The organism is Staphylococcus debuckii, from assembly GCF_003718735.1.
Classification (GTDB): domain Bacteria; phylum Bacillota; class Bacilli; order Staphylococcales; family Staphylococcaceae; genus Staphylococcus; species Staphylococcus debuckii.
This window is the reverse complement of the sequence record NZ_CP033460.1, coordinates 936,997-959,819: the sequence shown is the minus strand read 5'-3', so window position 1 is coordinate 959,819 and position 22,823 is coordinate 936,997. Positions and strand designations below refer to the sequence as shown.

The window sequence follows — 22,823 nt, the reverse complement described above, 5'->3', positions numbered from 1 at the left end:
ACTTAATATAAGTCGCCCTATTGTTCTTAAAATCTCATATTTAACTTTCGAAATGTTCGTCAACGAAACGTGTAATTTGTTTGGATTGAATAAAACCATCCGCTACTAACATGTCATCCATTGTGACCAGCGGATAGAATAACTCATCATTTTCTAGTTGTTCAATATACTGTTGATCATGATCAGATAAATTTTCAGTATCCTTTTGAAAATCAATATACGTATATTCGAAATTAATATCTGGATATTTTCGTTTTAATAATGCTTGCAGCCAATCAAATGTATCTTTAGATGTTGGTGCGTTAACACAACTTGCACATACTACATCAGCCCCATAAACCACTACACTTACTTTAGTCATTTAGCGTCCCTCCATAGATTTTTTTGTCTTTATCTATTATAATAAATGAACAAGCAGAAAAATGAAATTATATACTTGGAAGGAGATATATCCATGCCAACTGAAAATACAACAATGTTTGATCAAGTTGCAGTTGTTATTGAGCGTTTACGTCCGTTCTTATTACGTGACGGCGGCGATTGCACATTGATTGATGTCGAAGACGGTATCGTTAAATTACAACTTCACGGTGCATGCAATACATGCCCTAGTTCAACAATCACTTTAAAAGCAGGTATCGAGCGTGCGTTGCTTGAAGAAGTACCTGGTGTTGTTGAAGTGGAACAAGTATTCTAAAGCATTCAGATAAATAGCGCTATGAAAGAAGCTAAGCTGATGGTTGATTCAGCTGATGCTTCTTTTTTATTAATCAAAATGCTGTTTTATAATACGGCTGAGCAATGCGGCAGCTCCTGCTTCCCCCACTAAATTATCATAATAAGCTGTAAATCGTATATCATCAACATACAAGTCTGCCATTGCAAGATGATAACCTTCACTATATTGTCCGCTCATTAGTTTCAGCCACTCAGCATGTGCTTTGAATACTTCTTTAGCGATATCTTTATCCATACTTTCATGATTACGCTTCAGTAATTCTTGCAATCCTCTTTTTATTGCCAACTCACATTCTTCTGCACACTGATATTCTATTTGAGAAAGATGTTGCCAATTTTGTTCTGATTTTTCTAACGCCTCATGCCCATATTTTTCAATTACTTCTTCTCCAAATTGATTGCGATTTTCATTAATTTTCTCCTGTTTGAAAGCTTCAAATTTTTCTTTGTCTAACATTACCTTTCCCTCCTGTTTGTTTGCTAACGTAGTATCAATTAAATGAATTAGTGCAGTTATTTCAGCTTGCTTTTCCATCAGTCTTTCTTTTTGTACTTTCAATAACTGATTGAAATCATTTTCTTCATTAAGAATAATTGCTTTGATTTGTTCTAAAGGCATTTTCATCTTTCTTAAAAACATAATTACTTGCAGAACATCTAAATCTTCTGATTGATAAATGCGATAACCATTTTCTGTTCCTCTCCGAGCAGTAAATAAATTAATTTCATCATAATAGCGTAAAGTTCGAGTACTTAGTCCTGTCATTTCTGCAACTTCGCTTATAGAATAATCCATTGTGTCACCTCCTATATTTTTATCTTAAAGCTTTACGTGACGTAAAGGTCAATAACTTTTTTCATTTTCTGAATTACTGTTTAATAAACGTAAAAAACTCGAACTGCTAAGACAGCTCGAGTTTCAAAATTCAATCCAATTTTAATGTAAAGGCATTAATTGCGACAATTATAGTACTGAGCGACATTAACACAGCTCCTACTGCCGGTGATAGTGTCAAACCTGCAGATGCTAATACACCCGCTGCTAGTGGTACTGCAATAATATTATACCCAGCACCCCACCAAAGGTTTTGGACCATTTTACGCATTGTATTTTTAGATAGTGTAAGGAAATGAATAATATCAATAGGATTACTTTTGACGATGATAATATCAGCAGAATCTATTGCAACATCTGTACCTGCTCCAATTGCGGCTCCAATATCTGCTCTAACTAAACTAGGTGCATCATTAATACCATCTCCCACCATCATAACTTTACTCCCATCTTTTTGATAATTTTGTATGATGGTTTCCTTATCTTCCGGCAATAATTCAGAGTGGACATTTTTAATTCCTAATTCTTTTGCAACACTCTTAGCTGCTTCTTGATTATCCCCCGTCAACATTACAGGAGTAATATTTTGTTCTATTAAATCTGAAACCATTTGTTTAGAACTTTCTTTGATTTGATCACCTTGAGCAATAAAACCAACAACGGAATCACCTTCAATCAAGTAGCTGATTGAGTTACCTTTTTCTGCCCAACGTGTAAATAATGATTCATCATGTTTAAATTGATGCTTTTTCAAATACGATTCATTAACAATCTTAATACTATGTCCATTCACTTTTCCTTCTAATCCCACACCCGAAATTGTCTGAACATCTTCTGGATTTTCAATTTTAACTTCTTTAGATTTTGCATATTCAATAATACCAGTTGCTAACGGATGATTAGAGGCACTTTCTAATGATGCAAATAATTGCAATACTTCGTCATCTGTTAAATGACTATTTAAACTTTCATAGTGATTAACTGTAAACACACCTTTAGTTAAAGTACCTGTTTTATCCATCATGACATAGTTTAAATGCTGCGCAATCTCTATAGCTTCTCTATTCTTAATAATAAGACCATTATGCGCACCAATTGAAGTTGAACGTGCAGTAACTAACGGTATAGCCAAGCCCAATGCATGCGGACATGCTATTACCAATACCGTTACCAATCTCTCAAGTGCGAAATCAATATTATGGGTAATCAGTATCCATACGATAAATGCAATAAGACCTGCACTTACCGCAAAATAAAAGAGGTATCCTGCAACTTTATCAGATAAAAGTTCTGCTCGAGACTTATCATCTTGCGCTTGATTAACCATTTCCATTACTTGTGATAAATAGCCTTGCCCTCCTACAGCAGAAACTTTTACTTGAATTGTACCTGAGCCATTAACCGCACCGCCAATAACCTTGTCATCGATATGTTTCGGAATCTTCTTGGATTCGCCAGTTACTAATGATTCATCTACATCAGTACTTCCTTTGATAATAATACCATCTGCGGGTATACTGTCTCCAGATTTGACTTCAATGATGTCCCCATCTTTTATATCAGAAGTTTGGATTGTTTCATGGTTGCCGTCTTTATCTACTTTAACTGCTTTATTTGGTAACAGCTCTGCCATTTTCTCCAAAGCGTTGCCTGCATTGCCTACAGCATTCATTTCAATCCAGTGACCTAACAACATAATGATAATTAAAGTTGCTAGTTCCCAGAAAAAGTCCATAGCATGAGAAGAAGTATTACTAAAATGATTAAGATAGAATGCATATAGACTATAGATATATGCGACAGTTATACCTAAAGCAATAAGTGTCATCATACCTGGCTTTTTCTCTTTCAATTCATCTTTAGCTCCTGATAAGAAAGGATGACCCCCATAAAAGAACAGAATGGTAGCAAATACTAATACTACCCAATCAGAACCTTTAAATTGAAATGGCAAGTGCAGACCCATCATCGGCGATAAAATAATAATAGGAAGCGCAAATATTAATGAGATTAAAAATTTCTTTTTAAAATCGCCATGATGGTGGTGACCCATATGATTTTGATGATGCATATTATGGTGATCATGCATGTGCATTGAGTCATGTTTTTGCGCCATACTAAAACTCCTTTCTCCTATCTTCACAATTAACTTTAAGTATCTATTAAACACAAAAAGCGCTCATTATTTTTATGGTACTTGAATAGTATACTCGTCTATACCCTTATAGGGTATAATTCAAAAGTAAAGAGGCAAGATACAACGTTTTATCATTGTATCTTGCCTCTTCCATTCAAACTATTTTTCTTTCATATGATGAACAATACGTTCATCAATATAAGCCCAACCTTTCCATCCAATATGGACAGCATCAGTAATGACATAAGGCTCATAATCTTTATCTGTTAAATCGTAAATCTTACCGCCGTTATCTACAACAGTGCGATGAATTTTATCGTATACAGGTTGGCGTTTATCACGATCAACACCAATATGATCGTACCATTTACCATTAACTGGAATACTGATATATTCAACATCTGCACCTGCTTCATGCATCGTATCTACTAATAATTTTAAATCCTTAAATTCTGGAGAATTGATATTAAATTCATAGTCTCGATTCATTCGACGTTTATGTGCTTTAATCAATTTCCAATACTTATCACGAATATGATATTCGTTAGATTTTGAATGTGCTTCGCCATATTGTGTAGCAACATCTCTCATTTCAGACCATGAAGCATCTTTAGATGTCACAGGTTTTACATGTTCTAACGGCACTTTCTTGAAGTTCATTAAACTTTTAATCGCTTCAATTTTTGTTAATTGATTTTCTTTAAAAGAAGAAATATAATTACCATCTGTTTCACCGTGATTTTTAGCCACGTCTCTTAAAAATGCTTTATTGTGGACGTTCTTAAATTGCAATAATCTTTTAGCGTAACGTTGTTTCAATTCGTCACTCATGTTTTTTTGATTAAACATTTGATTAATTTGATTTTGAGACATGCGCCCATCAAAGTTCAGATTGGTCAATCCATGGTTTGTAAACCACTGCGGCGAAATAATAAAAGCTATTTTCTTGCCTTTCAAATCGTCGTATTGAGATGCTAATTCCACGCCATTTACCAAATCAGTATTACCTCCAGTACCTAATAAGAAGGCCTGTCTTGGAGAATTATGCTTATTCAAAGCAATGGCTGGATTAAATGGATCATCTTTTTCTAGTTCACTTGAACCATAAATAGGATAGAATTGTTTGTTATGATGGAACAACTCATCTTGTATGAGAGTTCCTTTCAATACTTGGTCTGTCAAAGACATACGATTATCTACCAAAGTTTTATCATTGACCAATCCTGTAAACCAGCTTGATGGCAGCAATACAAAAATTATAAATATTGCACCGCTGATAAAAATCGGTAAAAACGGTTTTAGTTTTTGCTTCATCTAAGTTCTTCTAAAGCTTCAACAATTTTATTAGGAGTCGCCCACTCGTCACGATCAAAGTCCATAATAGACACTTCAATACCTAATTTATTTTGAATTTCCAATAATAAACCTACAGTTTGGAAAGAATCAATGATACCTTCCTCGAAAATTTCCACATCAGGATTTTCTTTCACAATATCATTTTCTGCAACTTCTGCTAATAAATCTAAAACTTGTTCTCTAAATTCCATAATAATAAATCTCCTTTTTGATTAAATCAGTTTTCCTGAAAAAATTAAGAATCCGAATGTGACAAAGTGGAATGTAATGATAACACTTAGTGCGGTTGTAAAACCATTTTGCCAACGTGGCGGATGTTTCTTGCGCCAACGTTCATAATAACCATAGCCGATGAATAAGGCCGCATGGTAGAGTCCATAAACAATGTAATACACTTCTAGTCCGTGCCAAACTCCCATGATGAAAAAGTTCAGGAAGAAAGCAATATTAGACATAGCGAATTGGCTTTTCAATAATTTCTTTTTAGACATAAAGAATAAAGATCTCATATAAATACAATCGCGGAACCAGAATGATAAAGTCATATACCATCTGTTCCAGAAATCTTTAATATTTCTAGACTTGAATGGTTGATTGAAGTTCGGCGGTGTCTTGATACCATATATATAACTCACTGCTATCGCGAATAAACTATATCCAGCGAAATCAAAGAATAAATACATGCTATAGGCATACATATATAACCAATATTTAACAAATCCATGAAGATGCATTTGCAACGGCATTACGCCGTATTGATTTACAAAGTACGCGATAATATATTTATATAAGAAGCCGAGCATAATCATATGAATTGCTTTTAAAATCAGCTCTCGATATTCATTTCCAGTCGGAACTTTTTTATCATCTTTTACGAAACGTTTGTAACGGTCGATAGGACCGGACGAAATCGTTGGGAAGAAAGAAATAAATTGGAAGAGTTTTCCTAATTTAATTTCTTTAATCGAACCATCTCTAATTTCCATAATCAGCTGAACACTTTTAAAGGTAACATAGGAAATCCCTAGGAAACCGATGAATTCAATTAACTTGTGCTCATGAAATTGGATTTGTTGGCCACCTAACCACGAACTTGAAAATATCTTTACTAAGGCAAGTGGCAAGATAGACAAGGCCATCACGATAAAGAATTTAATAAATGAATTATTTTTCGGGCGTGAGTAGTAATACCACATAATCAAAGCTGCTTGCCATAATATATAAATGATAAAACTAACTAGCTGTACACTCAAATATTTATTTCCGAAAAAATTCAATTTATCGGATGAAAAAATAATAACTATCATTATTGCTGTGCTAATACCGTTATAAATATAGCTTCGCTTACCTAAAAATCCTAATATAATAACCGGTATGAGCAAGATAAAAGCAATTAAGAAAAAGGTGAATGTGCCATATGGTGTCATTAATTCAATTCCTCTGCTATTTTCTTACGGTCTATTTTACCATTCGAAGTTAATGGTAACTGATCCATCCACACAAATTTTCTTGGAATCATGTATTCAGGTAAGCTGGATTTCAAATCAGTTTTGATTGCGTGTGAAAGTTCTGCATTATCTTCCACTGTTTCTGCTGGTACTACTGCACCAATCAATTGTGTGACTTTGCCGTTTTTGTAAATAGGAACCACGATTGCTTCTCTGACGTGCTCTGATTGACGTAAAATAGTTTCAATTTCTTCAAGTTCCATACGGTAACCGTTCATTTTAATTTGAAAATCAATACGTCCTTGAATGAACCATTGTTGATCTTCGAATTTCGCCTTATCACCTGAATGATAAGTACGTGTATCGCCTTCTAAGCTAAATACTGCATCTGTCTTTTCTTTGTTTTTTAAATAACCTGCACTGACGCTGTTTCCTGCAATCACAAGTTCACCTTCATCTGTTGTAGATAAAGTTGTTCCAGGTCTTGCTTGTCCCACTGGAAGCGGATTGTATTGTTCCAAGATTTCTGGTGTGATTTGGACACTTGTCACCGCCACAGTTGCTTCAGTCGGTCCATAAGTATTATAAATCACTGCTGATGGGAAACGTTCTGTAAGTGCTTTAGCTGTTCTGTGCGGTAAAATTTCACCACAGAAGAAGAATTCTTTCAGACTTGGATATTGTTTTTCCTCTAAAGTAGGCAACAATAAGCACATTTCAATAAATGAAGGTGTAGAGACCCAAACATTTATCGGTGTCTGCTGCAACATATCATTTAAGAGCTTCGGTTTCTTGATCATGTCTTTATCTACTAGGTTCAATGTGCCGCCTGTAAAGAGACAAGGGTAAATCGCCATCACTGATAAATCAAACGAAAATGGCGCTTGATTCAACCATTCTTGGTCTTCTCCTAATTGATTTAAGTCGTTCATCCACTCTGCAAATTCAATTAAACTGCTGTACTGAATTTGTACACCCTTTGGCTCTCCTGTAGAACCTGAAGTAAAAATCGTATAAACAATATCTTCTGGTGACATGCGTGATTCAACAGGTTCAGATAGTGTCGTGTTCTGAATATCTTCAATTGTAATAACTTTGCCACGTTGAAAATCAAATGCTTCTTGACTTGCATCTAAAATGTATTCTGGCGCCGCCTTTTCGATAATCATAGCTGTACGATCATCAGGCACTGATGTATCTATAGGTACATAACCGCAACCTGCTTTAATAGCCCCTATCATGCCGACAATCATATAAGGAGACATATGTCCGTATAGGACTATCGGTTGCTGACTTTCTTTAATTAAGAAAGCAAGGCGGTCTGATAAATCATCTAATTCTTGGTAAGACAATGTCTCATTTGTATGTCTTACAGCAATATTATCAGGTTTCTCTTTAACAATGCTTTTTAATACATTAATAATATCTTTCATAACTTTCTCCTTTAATTAGAATTCATTGTAAATAAAGTTATTATGCGTGTCTCCTGATCCATATATTAGGTATAGAGTAATGAATATCGCTAAATAAAGAGCAGTTAATAAATATGGCTTTAACTTTTGAAATGTTTCTAATTTTGTTTCGGGTTCTTTGGATTTCATGTAGCACCCCTCTTGCTATATTAATTTTTCTTGGTACAAGTGTGACATGGAAGTTTCTTAATAAACTACTACCCTAATTCAACAAAAATATAATTCATTATAATGTTTTTCACATTATTTTTCAATTATATTGGTCATGAATAGAGAAAAAAATAACCGCTTCCAATCGCTCTACCTCTTGATAGGCGGGCGTTTAACAATCAAATAAATTCACTTGATACAGAAATTTTTGCTTCGTCTAAAAAAATTTACTCATTTAGTTTACTTCTAACCATACAAAAAGGTAATATTTATATCTATAACATTATTGTAATACTCACTTTTATTTTCTCCATCATTCTTAAGATGTAGAAAGAAAAAAATAATAAAAAGCAGCATTCTCAATTTATTCAAAAGAGAAATGCTGCTCAATCTAATTATTTATCTGTTACAGGTGTGATAGGCGGGTGTCCTTGCAACACAGCTTTCACATTATTAACAGATAGCTGAATCATTCTATCTCTTGTTACAACAGAAGCACTGCCGATGTGCGGTAATACCACTGCATTAGATAATTTCAATAAAGGATGATCTGGTACAATCGGTTCTTCTCTGAATACATCTAAACCAGCACCGGCAATATCGCCTTCTTCTAACGCTTGAATTAAATCTTCTTCTACAACTGTAGCACCGCGTCCGATATTGATAAAGATAGCATCACTACGCATTTTCTTAAATGCAGCGCGATCGAATTTATCTTTCGTTTCTGGTGTTAATGGTGCAGTACAGATTACGAAATCGCTATTTTCAAGCAATTCATCAAAGCTGACATATAATACTCCTAGTTCTTTCTCAGCAATACGATGACGGCTGCGGTTATGATACATTACATTTGCTTCGAAACCTTTCAGACGACGCGCAAATGCTCTGCCTATATCGCCCATCCCGAAAATTCCGACTTTAGAACCGTGAACATCTTTACCAGCAAGAAGGTAAGGACCCCAACTTTTCCATTTGCCGTCTCGGATATATTGTTCCGCTTCAACAATTCTACGTGCTGTTGCAAGCATCAAAGTAAATCCTAGTTCTGCTGTGGTTTCGGTTAATACTTCCGGCGTATTGGTAACCGTCACACCACGTTCTTCAGCTAACGGGATATCAATGTTGTCATAACCTACAGCTAAATTGGCAATAATTTTCAATTTAGGTGCGGCATCCAATGTTTCTTCATTGACTTTCTCACTTAAAGTAATGAAACATGCATCTGCATCTTTCAACTCTTCCAAGAATTCTTTGCGAGGCATAGGGACAAATTCTTCGTCCCACATTTTAACCTCCGCAAATTCTTTCAACTGTTCTATATAACGATCTGGTACTTTCCGTGTCACTAACACTTTGGTCATAGTAACACCTACCCTTCTAATTCATTTAGTACCTCATTCAAATCTTTGAATGTATAAGTTGGTTGTGTTTCTTTTTGTGCGAGTTCTTCTTTGCTTGTTACACCTGTTTGTACATGAATCGTGTCAATACCTGCATTGATACCGGACATAATATCTGTTTCATATAAATCGCCGACCATAGCTACTTCGTCTTTCGGCAATTTCATAATTTCCATCGCCATGTCCATAATAATTGGTTGCGGTTTGCCGATAAAAGTCGGCTGAACTTTAGTGGATACTGTAATAACACTTGTAATTGCCCCATTACCTGGTAAAAATCCGCGTTCATTAGGTATTGAAATATCTTGGTTAGTAGAAATGAATTGAGCGCCATTGCGTACGCCTAACGTTGCTTGTGCAAATTTATCATAATCTACATTTGTATCTAATCCTACTACTACATAATCGACATGGGTATCATCAATTAAAGTAAGACCTGCATTTAATAAAGCACTACGGATGCCGCCTTCACCGATAACATAAATAGAAGCTTTAGGATTTTCTTTTTTAATATATCCCGCAGTTGCTAATGCTGAAGTAATCACTTCTTCTGGTTTCGCTTCAATACCGAAACCTGCTAATTTTTTCACTACATCACTTGGAACTTTAGTAGAATTATTCGTCACAAAAAGATGAGGAATATGGTGTTCATTTAAATAATCGATAAATTGTTTCGCCCCATCAATTTCGTCGGAACCTTTATACATTGTTCCATCTAAATCAATCAAATAGCCTTTATATTGTTTCATGAAATTAATGCTCTCCTTTTCCAAATGCTGTCACAGGTACATTTTCATTATTTAAAAAATGAATGACTTCATCAATAAAATTACGATAATCTTCAAGTGATGCATCAAACAAAGGAATTAAATCTTCAGAATCTAACTGATCATATTGATGTACAAAGCGTTTGCGTACCTCTACAGTTTGGTTAATACTTTCTTTTGTTTTTGGAGAAATCACTTTTTCCAATTCAAGAATATCAATGACATCTTTATAATTACCAGGATCTCTTAAAACAAAACCATCAATAATCATGTTTCCGATATCTACAGAAGACTCAATTAACATTTGGGCAATTCTTTCAAATGCATAATGATTTTCTTTTTGTTCTGGGTAATCTTCTGTTAATTGTTTTAAATAATTTAATTTAAGTTCTAATTTCTCTTTATCCACAAAATACATGCTATCACTCCTATTCTCTTCAATCATATCACATCTTTGCAGTACAATTCATTAGTAGATACACTTGCATAAAGACGCTGTTAAAAGGAGCTGAAAATATGATAGATATGTTTTTATATGATGATAACGAAGAAGCTGATGTCCAGTATGTAGGCATGGTTGGTGAAGAAAGTCGTTATGATTTAATGATGTTTCAAACTAATCGTCATTATGGCAAAGTTTTAGTATTAAATATGCAAACCAACAAATTTGGTATTATCGGACCGGATGATTTAGCTGAAGATGGATATGTCGCTTATGTATTAGGCGTCAGCGATGCTGAAGGTGAAGAACTCACTGAATACTTAAAGGATGTTATACCTAGCGGGACTTTTGATAGCGGTGAATATTAATATAATTAAAAGAGTTGAGGAAGCAGGATGCTTATACTATATCCATGCCCTCAACTCTTTATTATTGCTTGGATTCTTGTTCTTTCGGAATACTTGGTTCAATTTTCACATCATGTAATTTGTCAGACGGATTATCAACCAATTGTTCCTCTTCTGATTCACGCAATTGCTTTAGCTCTCTTTCAGGAATGCGTCTCAACACGAAATAAGCACAACCAAAATTACAATACTCTAATAAATAATCTTGGATAGTTGAAAAACGTTTGCTGATTTCTGCTTTTTTATTTGAATCTCTATAAAAACCTTTTAAACGTAATTGTTCATAACCGTAATCTCCAACTACATAATCATATTTATCTAGAATTTCAGAATAACGGCTTGCAAATTGCTCTTCATCAAAGCAATCACGATATTCTTCTATTAATTCAAAGTATTTATCTCCTGCTTTAATCATTATTCTCACCTAATCTATATTCATTATTCTTTCGCAACTTTTTAATATATTCTTCATTATACAACAAAAACTTAGATACCTTATTCATTATGGCATCTAAGTCTTCAAAACCCAATCTATTAAAATAAAAGAAACGAGTCATTTGACCCGCTTCCTTTCTGCTTCACTATAAAAAGTTACTATTTACCCTTCATTTTTAGCTACTTCTAATTTTTCATCACCGATACGTTGTCTTTCTTTAGCCGCTTCATTAACTTGCTCATCAGCATGATAAGAACTGCGGACTAATGGACCAGCTTGGCAATGTTTAAATCCTTTGTCCATTGCTACTTTTCTCAATTTACCGAATTCTAATGGAGAATAATATTTTTGAACTTTCAAGTGCTTACGAGAAGGTTGTAAATATTGACCAATTGTCAAAATATCAACGTCTACAGCACGCAAGTCGTCCATAGTTTCGTGAAGTTCTTCAATTGTTTCCCCTAAACCTACCATGATACTTGATTTAGTAGGAATATCCGGTTGTAATTCTTTGGAACGTCTTAAGAATTCTAATGTACGATCATAAGTTGCACGTGCACGCACTCTTGGAGTCAAGCGACGTACTGTTTCAATGTTATGGTTCAAAATATCAGGTTTAGATGCCATTAAAGTTTCAAGCGCATCATAATCTCCGCCCATGTCAGAAGGCAAGATTTCAATAGTTGTATAAGGATTACGCTCTCTTACTTTTCTGACAGTTCCAGCATACACATTTGAACCCGCATCTCTTAAATCATCACGTGCTACTGCTGTGATAACAACGTGTTTCAAATTCATCAACTCAACTGATTCAGCAACACGTTCTGGTTCTCCTAAATCCAATTCGTTCGGTAAACCTGTCTTAACTGCACAGAAACGGCAAGCACGTGTACATACCGCTCCTAAAATCATAAACGTAGCTGTACGGCGTGCGCCCCAGCATTCATGTATATTCGGACACTTTGCTTCTTCGCAAACAGTGTGTAAATTCTTCTCACGCATCATCTTCTTCAGACCGGTATAGTTTTCGTTCGTGTTCAGCTTAATCTTCAACCAATCTGGTTTACGTAAAATCTCTTCATTTTTTGTAGCCATTACAACACATACCCTCCTGTGTACTCATCTTCACCTTATTATAACAAATTATAAGAAAATGAAAACGCTATAACTCATAATTTCACAGTTCTAATAATTTCTTTTTAAAAATATCCCGTAAAAATTCAGGCATCAGATATTCTGTTGGTAAATCTTTAAAAATAGGGAAATAACGTCCGAAAGTATACATGTCTATAGTACCGAGTGTATAAATGTGATCGTCTTCTATTTCTTTACCTTGCACAAAGAAACAGGATTCAGATTCAATATAACCCATATTATACAAAATATATCCTCCAAAAATATCTCCTCTAAATCCTAAGCCTTGCGCATGTTCGTGCATATAACTTTGTTCTTCAGCTGTTAAAATCACTGTTTTCAAATCTTTGCCTGAAATTTTAATTCGGACTGCATTAATAGGGTGCGGCAACATTTGATGTACATCAAATTCAGTTACCTCTGGCCCATCAATACCTTTTACGATTAGTCCTGCATTAATTATTGTACAGTCTGCATGTGTAAATTCATATACACTTTGTGCCAGCAGATATGACGTTTTAGTGATAACATCAGTACGTCTCGGCAAGTTCACAGGGTGATCGACAACAGGATCGCTCATTAAAGCTTTTCCTTCTTCAGCAAAATGGGTTTCAACTTCAGGTAAGGTATCAATCGGCAGTAATTCTGCTTCCTTATGTACGACTTGGTTGTTTTCAATGCTTAAATTGACTTCTCCTAAATAGTGGCCATATTTTCCAGCTGCCGCCATTAAAACACCGTTCTTCATTTCACCATGTTCGAAATAATGATGTGTATGGCTACCGAAGATGACATCAATTTCTGGCAGTGCTTCACATAATTTGCGGTCAAAGAAAATACCGCAATGACTCATTATAATCAACACATCATATTGACCTTCTTGTTTCGCAATTTCATCTTTGATTGCTGCCATAGGATCAGTTACAACCCAATCTAATGCACGATAAAAAGGAGTGAACGGAGCAGTAGCAGCTACAAATAAAATACGTGTCTCTTCAATGGTCTCTATATGGCTTGAAGTCATATGATGCGGCAAGTTGCCCTCTTCATCAAACACGTTGCTGCAAGTCACACTGAAATCCGCATCTTCGTATAATGCATTTAAATCATCGTGTGAAATCGTCATTCCTTCGTTATTACCAATCGTTGCAATATTGCAATGTGCTGCATTCAGCAATTGCACGTTCTTTTGACCATGTGTGGCTTCTGTAACCGGAGCTGATAAATCTACATGGTCACCGATATCGATATAGAGAGACGGGTGGTTTAATTGAGGTCTATGCTGAGACATATACGCGGCAATTCTTTCATAGTCATGCAAATGGCTATGAATATCATTTGTATGATAAATCGTTAACTCCATGCTTGAGTGTCCCCCTTAAAGAATTGATTTTATGATTAAATAAATACCCATCAGCAGCATTACTGTGCGAAGTAATACCACAACTGTATTAGATTGAATAGATTGATTGATTTTAACACCTAATTTAGCTCCGAAATAACTAGAAATAACTAATATCAACGCGTAATGCCAAGCGACATGCCCTTGAAAGATATGACCGATCGAACTCATCACACTCGAGAAGAAAATCATCATCATGCTGGTGCCGACTGCCACATGCGGTGGAAATCGAAAGACAATGAGCATTAATGGCGTCATTAACGCGCCTCCGCCGATGCCGAATAAACCGGTCAAAATACCAATACAAAATGTAGCACAAAAGGCAAATACCGGTGGAACATGGTAATGATAAGTCGTACCGTCACTTGCAATATATGTACGTTCGTATTTCTTTTTCTCAAACAAACTAATAGGTTTAATATAATACCGTACCATTAGAATAATAGATACGATGATTAAAAATATACCAAAATATAAGTTAAATGAATCTAACGTTAAATATCGGCTGATGATTGAACCAATTAACGATCCTGGCAATAAACCAAACAAAAAGATATAACCATTCTTAATATCCACTTGTTTGGATTTCATATACCCTAATGTCGACGTTAAACCAGTCACAATCAAAATAATCGAAGACGTACCAATAGCAATTTGCGGCGTAATTCCATGGAGCAGATGATGTTCTACACCAAAGTATACTAAGGTCGGTACGATAATAATGCCTCCGCCGATACCCACAATTGAGCCTAAGATGGCAGATAATGCACCGATAAGAATGAGTAATAAAATACTCAGCATTTGACCACTTCCTAAAATAATTTAAGTTGTTGCGGCGCTAAACCTTCATAATCAATACCTAGAATCTGCTGAAGTTCTTTGGCATTTCCAGCTGCATGGCCGCCTGAGTTATTATTGAAAATGACATAAATTTTGTTAGCTTTATGTTGTATAATGCGTATCTTTTCCGCTAAGTTTTTCAATTCATCCGTTGAATAATCATACAGATAACGTACATCTCGCCAAGCTTCATCTGTCATATCCTGTTTGGTCCACCCATGTCTGTTACGCCCATGGTAACGTACAAATGCTGTATCTGTAGTGATACGGTTAATCATCGGTGCGGAACCTTCCCCTACTTGCGGTTCATCTACAATAGCATGTATCAAATGCTGTTCAGTTAAAAATTGCAGTGTATTTTCTTTCATACCTTCCTCAAACCACGTTTGGTTACGGAATTCAATACAAACAGGAATATCCTTCAACTGTTCACGGACATAACGAATATAGTTGATATTTTGCGTCTTACAGTCGAACCAAGGCGGAAATTGGACAAGAACCATTGCTAATTTATCCGCTTCAATCAACGGCTCGATCATCAAACGGAACTGTTCAAATAATTCATCTCTGGTCTCAGCAAAATCTTTATAATCTGCATGCAAAGTCAAAGCTTGATGAATCTTTACCACAAATTCAAAACGTTCTGGCGTCTCTTTAATCCACTTGCGTATATTACGTTCTGGTTGAATGGCATAATACGAAGCATCTAATTCAACTACTGGAAAATGACTTGCATAAGTCTTTAATTTATCTGTTTTGCGACTTAAATCAGTATAGAGCGAGTCATGATCGCCCCATCCTGTCAGTCCAATATTTATCATAATTATCACCAGCTTCATTTTATCATATTTTCTCAATAGAACTCTTTAACTCCTCTTAACTTAACGCTATCTATAAAAAAAGAAAAAAAGGGAGCGGGGACAGAAATAATTTTTGATTGAAATTATTTCGTCTTCCCGCCCCGACAAAGCTAGCTAGAATAGAAAAAGCTTGAAACAAGCGCATTTTCTATTCAGATAGCCACTGCCAGTTCAAAGAGAGGAGCTGAGACATTAATATGTCCCAGCATCTTCTTCGTTATTTATCGATGAATTCCATTCTGAGTCATATCTTCAATTTGTTGAACAATCGTTGTAATAATGTCACGTGCACTCCGGCTCGTCGCAAGTTTCGGTGTCTGTCCACTCCATAATGACATGAGTTTGTCATTATGCTGAGCAGTAGAAGCCTTTCTAATAGCTGAAGTCAATTGATTTTGAATCGGATAACCTGGCACTTCACCATTAAATTCAGACAAATAATTGATGAAATCGTTACGGATACCACGTGCCATTTTACCACTAAACGCATTGGTTAACACTGTCGAAGTGTCCGTGCTGTTCAAGATGGCTTGTTTATAAGCAACGTCCGCACCGCTTTCTTGAGAAGTTAAGAAGGCCGTTCCCATCTGAACGCCTGAAGCACCTAAAATCAAGCTTGCCAGTACTCCGCGGCCTTCCATAATACCACCAGCTGCGATAACAGGGATAGACACCGCATCTGCTGTTTGAGGGATCAAAGAGATACTGCCGACCATCGGATACTCGCTCTTTTCTTTAAGGAACGAACCGCGATGTCCTCCAGCTTCACTGCCTTGAACCACAATCATATCCATGCCGGCCTTTTCATTCGCTGCAGCTTCGGCTATAGATGTTGCAGTACCCATTACTACAATATGATGATTATGCATTTTACGAATGAGTTTCTCATCAGGTATACCGAAAGTAAAACTAGCCACAGGCACTTGTTTTTCAATTAAAAGATTAATTTGTGCTTCTAATAATTGTGTTTGAGATAAATTAATAACAGGCTCCTCTAAATTCAATGCACGTCGATAAGGGCTCAACCAAGCATTCATTAACTCCACTTGTGCCGGGAGCATCCTTTGTTGATTAGGTATAAAAAGATTGACTGCAAAAGGTTGCGATGTCAATGCTTTCACAGCATCAATTTCCGAAGCAAGTCGTTCTAAACTGAAATAACCTGCTCCAATCGTTCCTAAACCGCCGCTTTCACTGACATGCGCGACCAATTCAGGTGTTGTATTCCCCGCCATTCCCGCTTGGATAATGGGATATCTAATACCTAATTGTTCACTGACTTTAGTATCTGACCACATTTTTATCTCTCCTATATCATAGTCATTTTAGCTTTTACTTCTAATTTGTTTATTTTTATTTTTCAAACGTTGTTCCACCATATTTTGTTCGCGTTGATCCATTTCATCTTCGATATCTAAACCTAGCAATTGTTCAATCAAATCTTCCATCGTAATAATAGCATCAGTACCGCCATACTCATCTAAAACGATAGCAATATGTTTACGCGAAGCAATCATCTTGCGCATCACCCACTCCGCCTTGTTATGCTCATTCACAAATAAAGGCTCTGAGATAAAGTCACGCAACGATTTGTCATGATGACGACTCCAAATCAGTAAATATTTCGAATGAAAGACACCTATAACATCATCAATGTCCTCATCATAAACCGGATAACGCGTATAAGGATGCGACATAATAATTTCATATACTTCATCGTAAGGCGTATCAATAGAAAATGCCGTTACATTCACACGTGGCGTCGTATCCACATCATTGACTTTCAATTGGTCGAACTCCATTACACTTTGCAAACGATTGCGCTCATTTTCATTGAAAGCACCTTGAGTTCCCGCAATCGCAACCATCGTGCGGACCTCTTCTTTAGACATCTTTTGAGCTTGGAAGCGGTCATTCGCTAACATCTTATTAATCAAGCCCGTTAACGCATTCAACACCTTAGTAATCGGTGATAATATGACTACAAACAAATGGATTACCGGATAAACCAGTCGCGAAATCGCATCAGGATACGTGGCTGCGACCGATTTCGGAATCACTTCAGACACAATAATAACCACTACCGTAATAATTGCGGAGGCCACCCCGACATTCCAACCATGATTCACAGCATAAATCGTTACCAACGTAGGCAAGACAATATTCGCACTATTATTCGCAATCAATATCGTTGTAATAAACTCGCGCGGCTTATCCAAGAGCTTCACTAACTTCTTAGCTCTCGAATCCCCATTCCTGCTTTCCGTCTTCAGCTTCACCTTATTCGCTGCGGTTAATGCCGTTTCACTTCCAGAAAAGAAGAACGACACAAATATCAATACTATAATTGCAATCATCATGATGACAGACACTCCTTCTAAACAGATGCACTGTATTTAAAATATAAATTCCCTTAAGCATTACACCGTAAACCGTACAGAAACACACAGAATTAAATATTAATAATTATTGTACATCACTTTTTATTTTTGAAAAGAAAAACTTGAAGAGTTGAAATGCTATGAAAATACCTCCAGTACACAAAAAAAGCTCGGAAATTCAAGTTACACACTGAATTTTCGAGCATTTAAAAGAAATATGTCAGGTAATACACAAAATGTATCATCATAAAAATGACTGCGGCAACAATGGAAGCAGTTAAATAGCGATTGCCATTAACTTCATCATACTTTTTCAATTTTACACTGCAGATGATACTGCCAATCGCAAACAAAGGACTGACTAACGTTAACACAATAAAGATGATGGTAAATACTTTCAATAAAGTCTCATTATTTTTCACAATTAAACCCCTCATTCGTCCAAGGTTATATTCATAAACTTATATTATATATACCACAAGCAGTGCATTTTTTAAAATAGAAACCAGAGAGAGCGAAGGGTTAAGAAAGAATAATCCTTTATGTAAGCAGCGTCTAACAACAATAATGAAGATAACAGGCTTTTCTAGACACTTCTCAGGAACTTGTGTCTAGATTACACCACTTTCTAGACACTTCCGCAAAATTAGAAAGGGCGAAACACCAAAATGTCTCACCCTCATACTGCGTAGTTATTTATTCGTTTAATGTATTCAAAATCGTTTCATTTTCTATATGTGTAATATCAGAAATATCATCTACATGTTCAACAATATACGTTTTATGATTTGCCAACAGTTTTTGAACGGTGTTACGTGCCCATCTACCATTTGCTTGTTGATCAGCACTAAGATTGGCATACTTAGTGCTGACGGCTTGCAGTAGAAATGCTTCATCAAATGACCAATCTTTATTTAGACTGCGTAAAACTATTTCGGCCACCTCAACTGGTGTATAGGCCGGAAATTCAATAGTAAATGGAATACGCGATTTGAGTCCTTCATTTTCATCTAAGAATTTTTCCATATCCTTTGTATAGCCAGCAAAGATAGCAATGAATTTATCTCTATAGTTTTCTAATGAAGTAATTAAGGTTTCTACCGCTAAATGCCCGAAATCATTTTCACTTCCAGAAGCCAATTGATAAGCTTCGTCTACGAATAACACGCCACCCATAGCTTGACCGACAGCTTTAGCAGTATTTTTTTCAGTATGACCTACATAAGCGCCGACTAGATTTTGTCTATCTACCTCAACTACTTTGTCCTCTGCTAGAATATCTAGATTGTAAAAAATCTTAGCGATTAAGCGTGCAATAGTTGTTTTGCCGGTACCAGGAGGACCTGTGAAAACCATATGATAGGTCGGTTTATCTAACACCATTCCTTTTTCTTCAAACAGTTTATTCGCTTTGACCTCATTTATCAATTTCTTCACAAAAGATTTAACATTATCTAAACCAACAAGTTGATTAAGTTGGTTCAATAAATCATCTAAACTTTCTGTTTGGGCGTCATTAGCAGCCATTTGCAAAATATCTTCATCCGTAATACATTTTAATGCTTCTGGATTAACCTCCGCAGTTTGAGCTAATCTCGAATTTTGATTCATGATTAATTTTTCATTGAAGTTACGCACCCAACGCGCATTGCTATTATCATTGGATTGGCGCAAGGCTTTCAATAGTTGTTTACGGTATAATTCTTGGTTATATTCAAGACCTTGGTGATTTAAAATAGATTCTCCGATTTCTGCCATTTCGTTATCATTATAATCTTCAAAGAAGAACTTATGCTGCACGCGAGACTGTAAACCAGGATTCATATTTAAGAGATCGTACATTTCGTCTGTATAACCCGCAAAGATAATCATAATTTCGTCACGATGATCTTCCATGAATTTGAGTATGGTATCTAGTGCTTCTTGCCCGGGATTATTCGAACTATCGTCATAGAGTGTATATGCTTCATCAATAAAGAGAATACCATCCTTTGCTTTTTCTAGTATCTCTTGAGTTTGTTCGGCTGTTCTTCCAACATAAGGACTCACCAATTGGTTTCTAGAAACTTCAATAAAGTTATCTGTTTTTGTGACACCATTATAATAAAGTACCTTACCAAGTAATCTTGCTACGGTTGTTTTACCGGTACCTGGATTACCTAAAAATACTGAATGCAGTGAAATATTATCATAATGCAAACCATTTTCTTTCTTCATTTTATTGATTTTCACATTATCAATAAACATCTTCACTGTTTTTTTGACAGAATCCAAGCCAATTAAAGCGTTTAAATCCTCAAGAGATTTTTCAGCTAACTTCGGATATTTCAACTCATCAACAACCGGCGTTGTTTCAATGATTTTTTCATTATTTACGTTAATTGCATCATCAATCCCAATTATTGAATCATCTACATCGTCGCCGAAAAAGTTAGGATCTAGCTCAGTTTCAGGATCAAAAGGAATATCTCCAAATGGTGATTTTTCCAGTTGCTGTACGCTTTCTTTTTTACCTTCACTACTTTTTTTAATATAATTCAGTTCGACATTATCATTAATCTCTATATCGTTATTAATACGTGAATCGCCCTTCAAATAAATTTCCACATCGTTATTTGCAAAAATACGTGTTATATATGCATGCATCGTATTATCAAGGTCGATGGTTTGTTTGGTTTTCCCTAAAAAATAGAGATTCTTAATTGTAAGAAACACTCCCTCACCTGCAATTAAAGGAATACCATCTTCATCATTTTCAAGATAAATATTTTCGGCATCCAACAATGCACCGTAGTCAATTACTAATCTATTGGTGATTTTTGTGTCAGTCAGCTCAACATGTGATTCGCCTTCAATATAGAATTTATTTATTAAGCAACGCTCTATTTTGGCTTTAGATTTATCAGCTATAGTAATTTGCGTTGAACTTTCATCTCCTACTAATGTTACACTGTGAAAGTCCACATTAGCATTTTCACAGTATACAGGATTATATTCTTTTGAGTCGCTTTTTATGATGACATTTCTAAAAATAACATTACTTTGGTTCTTTAGATATAATTGTCCTTTTTTACCTAAATCAATTGTTATATTTTCAAATAATACTTGTCCTTCTATCGTAAAAGGACATTTAAGTACCGTATCTTCAGGTTTGCTATTACTTCTAAATGTCATTTCCACTCCTGAAGGTATAGTTAATCCATCTTCTATCAAATACGGCTTGTCAGAAGGTGTAAAAACAATAATATCGCCGCTCACTGCTTTATTTACAAGTTCATGGGATTTTGTTTTGCCAAAACCATGTCCTACTGTAATTGGTCTTTTCATTTCTTCACTCCTACAATCCCATCTTTTTGCCAAGATGATTCATATATATAGCGCCTAATGGACCAACAATCCAAGAAAACGACCATATAAACATTTTATAGATAAACTTGATTACTAAGATAATTACTACTAAAATCCCAGGCGTTTCTGCATTGGTGATTAACGCATTACCTATATAATTGATTCCTAACATTTTAGTGCCTTCCTGTAAGATAGATTCTGTAATCGGATAAAGAATGAAGTTGAGGATAATAAATAAATACTGTAATCCTCCAAATGAACTTGCCATATAGCTTAATAATGCAAAGATAAAAGAAATAATATAATATTTAATCCAAAAATCTTGAGGTTGCAGTTTTAAATTGCGCGAGACTATACCTTTTGCATTGCTTGTTAAATTTGTTTTTGTTTTCTCTCTTTCAGCGTTCGCTCCAAATTCTGTCTTCTCAGTATTAGACATTGAATTTTCACTTTGCTGCTTAGTTTCGTCAGCAGTTGTGGATGACTCTGCGCCAAATGTAGGTGTTTCTTGCGCTCCGAATGATGGCGTTGACTGCGCACCAAATTGCGGTTCTTGGTTTGTAGATTCTATAGGACTGCCGCAGTTGGGACAAAATTTTGATCCGTCTTCAACAACAGTACCGCATTTCGAACATTTCATATTGCCTGCCTCCCTATATATTTTAACTATATTCTACAATATGACGCGTTAAAATAGTAGACTATAAAATAATTAAATTTAATTGATTTGCACTATCTTATAGTTGAGGACTCATATTTTTAAGTATAAAAAAGCAACGCTTATACTCGAAAGTACAAGCGTTGCCTATAGTCATTAAAATCTATTCAACTTTCATACCAATAAGAGATTAGCCGATAGAACCTTCCATTTCGATTGAAAACAGTGTTTTTTAGGAATTTTTGAAATTAAAAACGTTGATTTCATGCGGTTTTTAAGCACTTAAATTATCTGAACTTTTCTATTTTCCAACAAAATGGTATCAAAAATGGTATCAAAAAACCCACCTATTCAGTATATAGTATAGGTGGGTAAATTATGTATAAAAAGTACACAAAACTGTATTATTGGAGGAAGGTGTAACGTAAGTTTTAATGCTTCGTATAATTGGGGCATGAATGATACAGATTTATATGTGTACTAATGATAATTATAGAGCTAATGATTTTTACAGTCAAATTTTACTTTTTATAAGTTCTATATCAATCTTGACTTTAAAACACATAAAAAAAAGAGGACTGCTCAGCCAAGCAATCCTCAAACGGATGGACA

The 22,823-nt window shown here is 35.4% G+C and carries 23 protein-coding genes; 2 read left to right on the top strand and 21 right to left on the bottom strand.

The annotated features are described in order from the left end of the window. Positions 1 to 40: 40 nt before the first annotated feature. A complete protein-coding gene (locus CNQ82_RS04455; protein ID WP_123144263.1) occupies positions 41 to 361 on the bottom strand; it encodes a YuzD family protein in 321 nt (106 codons plus the stop codon). Between the two features lie 93 nt (positions 362 to 454). On the opposite strand from CNQ82_RS04455, the gene CNQ82_RS04450 reads away from it, so the two are divergent. Next, positions 455 to 697, top strand: coding sequence for a NifU family protein (locus tag CNQ82_RS04450; RefSeq protein ID WP_002481635.1), 243 nt, complete (start codon positions 455 to 457; stop codon positions 695 to 697). A 69-nt stretch (positions 698 to 766) separates the two neighbouring features. On the opposite strand, the gene CNQ82_RS04445 is transcribed toward CNQ82_RS04450, so the two are convergent. The 10 genes from CNQ82_RS04445 to hepT all read right to left on the bottom strand — a co-directional run bounded on the left by CNQ82_RS04445 (position 767) and on the right by hepT (position 10,721). Continuing rightward, entirely contained in the window at positions 767 to 1,534 is a 768-nt protein-coding gene (locus tag CNQ82_RS04445) for a MerR family transcriptional regulator (protein WP_123144262.1), read from the bottom strand. Positions 1,535 to 1,664: 130 nt separating this feature from the next. Further along, on the bottom strand, positions 1,665 to 3,689 hold the full coding sequence (locus CNQ82_RS04440; RefSeq protein WP_123144261.1) for a heavy metal translocating P-type ATPase: 2,025 nt from the start codon (positions 3,687 to 3,689) through the stop codon (positions 1,665 to 1,667). 180 nt (positions 3,690 to 3,869) lie between these two features. Then, positions 3,870 to 5,024 (bottom strand): D-alanyl-lipoteichoic acid biosynthesis protein DltD, encoded by a 1,155-nt coding sequence (dltD, locus tag CNQ82_RS04435; protein WP_123144260.1) that lies wholly within the window; start codon positions 5,022 to 5,024, stop codon positions 3,870 to 3,872. Beyond that, positions 5,021 to 5,257, bottom strand: coding sequence for a D-alanine--poly(phosphoribitol) ligase subunit 2 (dltC, locus tag CNQ82_RS04430; RefSeq protein ID WP_095106356.1), 237 nt, complete (start codon positions 5,255 to 5,257; stop codon positions 5,021 to 5,023). The genes dltD and dltC overlap by 4 nt, the downstream gene beginning before the upstream one ends. 21 nt (positions 5,258 to 5,278) lie before the next feature. Then, complete coding sequence (gene dltB, locus CNQ82_RS04425; RefSeq protein WP_123144259.1) at positions 5,279 to 6,493, bottom strand: D-alanyl-lipoteichoic acid biosynthesis protein DltB; 1,215 nt, start codon at positions 6,491 to 6,493, stop codon at positions 5,279 to 5,281. Then, positions 6,493 to 7,947 carry a D-alanine--poly(phosphoribitol) ligase subunit DltA gene (dltA, locus tag CNQ82_RS04420; RefSeq protein WP_123144258.1) on the bottom strand — a complete coding sequence of 485 codons (1,455 nt, stop codon included), beginning with the start codon at positions 7,945 to 7,947 and terminating at the stop codon, positions 6,493 to 6,495. Before dltA ends, dltB begins: the two co-directional genes overlap by 1 nt. 15 nt (positions 7,948 to 7,962) lie before the next feature. Further along, the gene (locus CNQ82_RS04415) at positions 7,963 to 8,115 is read right to left on the bottom strand and encodes a teichoic acid D-Ala incorporation-associated protein DltX (RefSeq protein WP_123144257.1); all 153 of its coding nucleotides are present in this window, start codon (positions 8,113 to 8,115) and stop codon (positions 7,963 to 7,965) included. Between the two features lie 416 nt (positions 8,116 to 8,531). Next, complete coding sequence (locus tag CNQ82_RS04410; protein WP_123144256.1) at positions 8,532 to 9,497, bottom strand: 2-hydroxyacid dehydrogenase; 966 nt, start codon at positions 9,495 to 9,497, stop codon at positions 8,532 to 8,534. An 8-nt stretch (positions 9,498 to 9,505) separates the two neighbouring features. Continuing rightward, on the bottom strand, positions 9,506 to 10,285 hold the full coding sequence (locus CNQ82_RS04405) for a TIGR01457 family HAD-type hydrolase (RefSeq protein ID WP_123144255.1): 780 nt from the start codon (positions 10,283 to 10,285) through the stop codon (positions 9,506 to 9,508). A 4-nt stretch (positions 10,286 to 10,289) separates the two neighbouring features. Beyond that, positions 10,290 to 10,721, bottom strand: a complete 432-nt coding sequence (gene hepT / locus CNQ82_RS04400) for a type VII toxin-antitoxin system HepT family RNase toxin (protein ID WP_123144254.1) — start codon at positions 10,719 to 10,721, stop codon at positions 10,290 to 10,292. A gap of 98 nt (positions 10,722 to 10,819) precedes the next feature. Between hepT and CNQ82_RS04395 the strand changes: the two genes are divergently transcribed. After that, on the top strand, positions 10,820 to 11,113 hold the full coding sequence (locus tag CNQ82_RS04395; protein ID WP_046100264.1) for a DUF3055 domain-containing protein: 294 nt from the start codon (positions 10,820 to 10,822) through the stop codon (positions 11,111 to 11,113). Positions 11,114 to 11,174: 61 nt separating this feature from the next. On the opposite strand, the gene CNQ82_RS04390 is transcribed toward CNQ82_RS04395, so the two are convergent. The 10 genes from CNQ82_RS04390 to CNQ82_RS04345 form a co-directional block, all read right to left on the bottom strand. Further along, positions 11,175 to 11,567: a YutD family protein gene (locus CNQ82_RS04390; RefSeq protein ID WP_123144253.1), complete on the bottom strand. Its 393-nt coding sequence runs from the start codon at positions 11,565 to 11,567 to the stop codon at positions 11,175 to 11,177. A gap of 183 nt (positions 11,568 to 11,750) precedes the next feature. After that, the gene (gene lipA, locus CNQ82_RS04385) at positions 11,751 to 12,683 is read right to left on the bottom strand and encodes a lipoyl synthase (protein WP_123144252.1); all 933 of its coding nucleotides are present in this window, start codon (positions 12,681 to 12,683) and stop codon (positions 11,751 to 11,753) included. 82 nt (positions 12,684 to 12,765) lie between these two features. Further along, on the bottom strand, positions 12,766 to 14,085 hold the full coding sequence (locus CNQ82_RS04380; protein WP_123144251.1) for a bifunctional metallophosphatase/5'-nucleotidase: 1,320 nt from the start codon (positions 14,083 to 14,085) through the stop codon (positions 12,766 to 12,768). A 15-nt stretch (positions 14,086 to 14,100) separates the two neighbouring features. Continuing rightward, positions 14,101 to 14,925 carry a sulfite exporter TauE/SafE family protein gene (locus tag CNQ82_RS04375; protein ID WP_123144250.1) on the bottom strand — a complete coding sequence of 275 codons (825 nt, stop codon included), beginning with the start codon at positions 14,923 to 14,925 and terminating at the stop codon, positions 14,101 to 14,103. 11 nt (positions 14,926 to 14,936) lie between these two features. Further along, positions 14,937 to 15,785, bottom strand: coding sequence for a DUF72 domain-containing protein (locus CNQ82_RS04370; protein ID WP_123145644.1), 849 nt, complete (start codon positions 15,783 to 15,785; stop codon positions 14,937 to 14,939). Between the two features lie 260 nt (positions 15,786 to 16,045). Further along, positions 16,046 to 17,122, bottom strand: a complete 1,077-nt coding sequence (locus CNQ82_RS04365; protein WP_123144249.1) for an NAD(P)H-dependent flavin oxidoreductase — start codon at positions 17,120 to 17,122, stop codon at positions 16,046 to 16,048. A 27-nt stretch (positions 17,123 to 17,149) separates the two neighbouring features. Continuing rightward, positions 17,150 to 18,184, bottom strand: a complete 1,035-nt coding sequence (locus CNQ82_RS04360) for a hemolysin family protein (protein WP_123144248.1) — start codon at positions 18,182 to 18,184, stop codon at positions 17,150 to 17,152. A gap of 227 nt (positions 18,185 to 18,411) precedes the next feature. Continuing rightward, complete coding sequence (locus CNQ82_RS04355) at positions 18,412 to 18,642, bottom strand: hypothetical protein (protein WP_123144247.1); 231 nt, start codon at positions 18,640 to 18,642, stop codon at positions 18,412 to 18,414. Positions 18,643 to 18,901: 259 nt separating this feature from the next. After that, entirely contained in the window at positions 18,902 to 21,532 is a 2,631-nt protein-coding gene (locus CNQ82_RS04350; protein WP_123144246.1) for an AAA family ATPase, read from the bottom strand. A gap of 10 nt (positions 21,533 to 21,542) precedes the next feature. Next, complete coding sequence (locus tag CNQ82_RS04345) at positions 21,543 to 22,193, bottom strand: zinc-ribbon domain-containing protein (protein WP_123144245.1); 651 nt, start codon at positions 22,191 to 22,193, stop codon at positions 21,543 to 21,545. Between the last annotated feature and the right edge of the window lie 630 nt (positions 22,194 to 22,823).